A 3,561-nucleotide genomic window follows, 5' to 3' on the forward strand; every position below is an offset into this window, starting at 1 on the left:
ATACTTCTCTTAGGGTTATACTGCTCATCGATGCTCCTCCGTTTCGCTCGCTTGATTCGTGACCAAATCAAGTCTACGAAACGGGGAGCATCTTCGCAAATCTACACACTCAAAGCTTACGCCACTCCGGAAGCAGGATTATCGCCGCTCGGCGGCTAAACGCTGAGACGAGTGCGCGTATGTTGATGCTTGCGCGCGAAATCGTGTGCGGTGGGAGGTTTTCTGGTGGAGAATGGCAAGGATTCAGGGATATCCAGACGGCGGTTTCTGACGGGCTCGCTCTCCGGGCTGGCAGCGGCCGGGCTACCGATCATGGCGTCCAAGGTGGCCGAGGCCTCGGCGGACGACTACTTCGGCAGGCCGAAGCCGTCTGCAAGCACGCGCAGTATCGGCCCGAACGACACGATCCAGTTCGGACTGATCGGCCCGGGCGGCAGCAAGGGCGGCTACCGCATGGGCCTGGGAGACGCCAGGGGCATCGCGGGGATCGACGGCTGCAAGTTCGTCGCCGTCTGCGACGTGGACTCTCAGCATCTGTCCGAGGCCCTGAACGAGTTCGGCCCGGACTGCAAGGGGTACAAGGACTTCCGCGAACTACTCGCGCGCAAGGACATCGACGCCGTCGTCATAGGCACGCCGGATCACTGGCACGCGATCATGTGCATAGAGGCCATGAAGGCCGGCAAAGATGTCTACTGCGAGAAGCCTCTTACGCTGACTATCGGCGAGGGTAAGAAGCTCGTGCGGGTATGGAAGGATACCAAGCGCGTGTTTCAGACCGGCAGCCAGCAGCGCTCTGAAGATCAGTTCCGCAAGGCCTGCGAGTTAGTACGCAACGGACGCATCGGCAAGATCAAGTGGGTCGAGTCTCATCTTCCCGGAGGCCCCAACGGCGGTCCTTTCGAGCCGAAGCCGATTCCGTCGGATCTGGACTGGGATATGTGGCTCGGTCCGGCGTTCTACACCGACTATGTACCCGAGCGCACCCATGGGACCTTCCGCTGGTGGCTCGAGTACTCCGGGGGAATGATGACCGACTGGGGCGCCCATCACAACGATATCGCTCAGTGGGGGCTCGGCACTGACCGCACCGGGCCTGTCACAATCGAAGCGACAGGTGTGCCGCCCGAGAAGGTCGGACGGAACTGCTACAACACGTTCCCGCATTTCCGGGTCACGTATACGTATGCCGACGGCACGCCGCTGATTGCCACCGATGAGGGTGAGAACGGCTGCCACTTCGAGGGTGAAGAGGGCTGGATCTTCGTGAGCAGAGGCGCGCTCAGGGCGAGCGACCAGCGCATCCTCGATGATCCGCTTCCGGCCGGCGCCGTGAAGCTATACGAGTCCGGCAACCACCGCAAGAACTTCGTTGACTGCATACGAAGCCGCAAGCAGCCCATCTGCGACGCGGAGATCGGCCACCGCTCCGTAAGCATCTGCCACCTCGGCAACATTTCGCTCCGGCTTAACGGCCGGAAGCTCGAGTGGGATCCGGCGAAGGAGTTGTTCGTCAACGACGACGAGGCGAACCAGTTCGTCAACCGCCCGATGCGAAAGCCGTGGAAGATCTGATCGAGCGCCCCGCGGATTCCGCCGCCAAGGGAGGCGTTGCGAGGTTTAGATAACGCCGGTTCTGGGCAATCTAGGTCTGTGAGTTAGCAATCGGGGGAGGTGACGCGCTTGGCAAAGGCGAAGGCCCCACAGCCTGTGCCCCAGAGAGTCCGGAAGGAAGGTTACCACTCCGACTCCCGAATGGACCTGGAGCGTCCTCAGACCATAGAGGAGTTGACCGGCGGTCGCATCAGGAAGAAGAGCAAGTAACGGGTTGCCGGGATGCGGATATGGCAGATCATACGATGATGCGAAGAGCGGACGGGTGTATTCCCGTCCGCTCCAGGTTTGACTTCTTCCGCTGAGCAGGAGCCCGCCGCTAGAAGCTGGAATCCAACTGCTCCTGCCAGAGCACCGTGCGAAGCGCTTTGGCTGCGTCACCGGCGACCGCTTGAACGGTGGTCGCGGCAAGGTCGGCATCGGCCTGTGTCGGTTCGATCACGATCTCGTTCTTTATCTTGACGTATTTTCCCGTCAGACCCATCTTGATATCGCGCATCTGCGCCCCGTCGAGGAAACACTCACCCAGTTTCTTGGCCGCTTCCTGCGCACGGGCCTTCGCCTTCTTGCCGTCGGAATCGGCCAGGCGTATGATCGGCACGTCGGCGACCTTCACTTCGTACCATTTCGGGTCGTTCTCATCGTCGGCGGCCACGGTGACCTTGAGAAACCCCGTCACAAGACGCCGGTTGACCTTGATCCCATGCTTCTCGATCTGCTGGGTGATCAGGGACGCCCTCTTGTAGGATTCCGGGTGAGTCCGGAATATGCCCCAGTCCACCGAAGGTCTGCGCGACTCGTCCCGCGCAAGACGTTCCATGAAAGTGAGCATCCCCACGGGATTGTATCCGCTGCGTACCATGTACTCCACGGCTGTGAGGTCCGCGTCCTTCTCGGCTTCCTGGCCGTAGGCGCTCATCTTTGCGATGGTGACCAGGTTCGCGCCGTATGCCAGTTCGCCGACGGCGTTTCCGCCGAGCGCTGCGCCTGCGATCACCGCGATCGCGAGCGTGAGCATCTGCTTCTGCTGCTCCTTCGCCAACTGCAAAACGTGGTGGTGGGACGCGTGAGCAATCTCGTGAGCGACGACTCCCGCAAGCTCATCGTCGGAGTGTGCGTAGTCGAGCAGTGCGCTGTTTACGTAGATATGCCCTCCCGGGAGCGAAAATGCGTTGATGGTCTTGTCGTCAATGATCGTGAAGTTGTACTGGAAGGGCGCAACCTTGGACTTGCCGTAGGCTGCCGGGACTTCCTGCTCCACGGCCACCTTGGCCAACTTGCTCCCAATGTCCTGAATCCGTTTGGCGAGCTTCTCGTCGGTGACGAACTTGTACTCCTTGGCAACTGCCGCGGCGCCTTCCTTGCCCATCTCGATCTCTTCCTTGAACTCGTCAGCGGCAAGAAGCGGTAAGGCGCACGACAAGTACACCGCAGCCGCAATCAACAGCGCGAGCAGGTGACGTCGCCGGCTCAGACTCTTCGGAATACTGAATATCATGGTTGAGTCCTGGGAGCGATCGGCCTGCCGCACGAACTCGCCGTCAGCCGAAACCGATCGGTCCTCAATAGTAGAGACGTTTGTCGGGGCTCTGAGGTTTCAATTCCCGGCGGGCTTGGGCTGCTCGTGCAGTATGCGCTCGCGGTAGGTTCGATAGTCGAACCTGGGGCTGTTGGTGCCGTCATGGCACTTTCGGCAGGTGATTTCGGTGTTCGCGCCGTAGCCCTTCTCGGAGGGCGCGGCGATGTGTCTCGAACCGGGACCGTGGCATGCCTCGCATTGAACGTCGCGCATGTAGGGGGTTTCACTCTCGGACTTAAAGCCGCCCGCCATGCCGTAGCCGGTGGTGTGGCACGACACGCAGTCCGGCTTGGTCTTGCCGTCAGGGTCCCGTTTCGTCAGGTTGTCGAGGGCCTGAGCGTGGTTGGTCTTCTTCCAGGACTGCTGGA

General features: G+C 60.8%; 4 protein-coding genes. 2 read left to right on the top strand and 2 right to left on the bottom strand.

Features of this window, described 5'->3' with window-relative positions:
• Window positions 1-312 precede the first annotated feature (312 nt).
• Together KBC96_15490 and KBC96_15495 are read left to right on the top strand one after the other, a co-directional pair.
• Window positions 313-1,575, top strand: a complete 1,263-nt coding sequence (locus KBC96_15490) for a Gfo/Idh/MocA family oxidoreductase (GenBank protein MBP6965797.1) — start codon at window positions 313-315, stop codon at window positions 1,573-1,575.
• 108 nt (window positions 1,576-1,683) lie between these two features.
• Window positions 1,684-1,824: a hypothetical protein gene (locus tag KBC96_15495; protein ID MBP6965798.1), complete on the top strand. Its 141-nt coding sequence runs from the start codon at window positions 1,684-1,686 to the stop codon at window positions 1,822-1,824.
• Between the two features lie 109 nt (window positions 1,825-1,933).
• On the opposite strand, the gene KBC96_15500 is transcribed toward KBC96_15495, so the two are convergent.
• The gene (locus KBC96_15500; GenBank protein MBP6965799.1) at window positions 1,934-3,112 is read right to left on the bottom strand and encodes a M48 family metalloprotease; all 1,179 of its coding nucleotides are present in this window, start codon (window positions 3,110-3,112) and stop codon (window positions 1,934-1,936) included.
• Between the two features lie 99 nt (window positions 3,113-3,211).
• Window positions 3,212-3,561: hypothetical protein (locus KBC96_15505; GenBank protein MBP6965800.1), on the bottom strand; the 350-nt coding region annotated here is incomplete at its 5' end.

It is taken from the genome of Armatimonadota bacterium, from assembly GCA_017993055.1.
Taxonomy (GTDB): domain Bacteria; phylum Armatimonadota; class UBA5829; order DTJY01; family DTJY01; genus JAGONM01.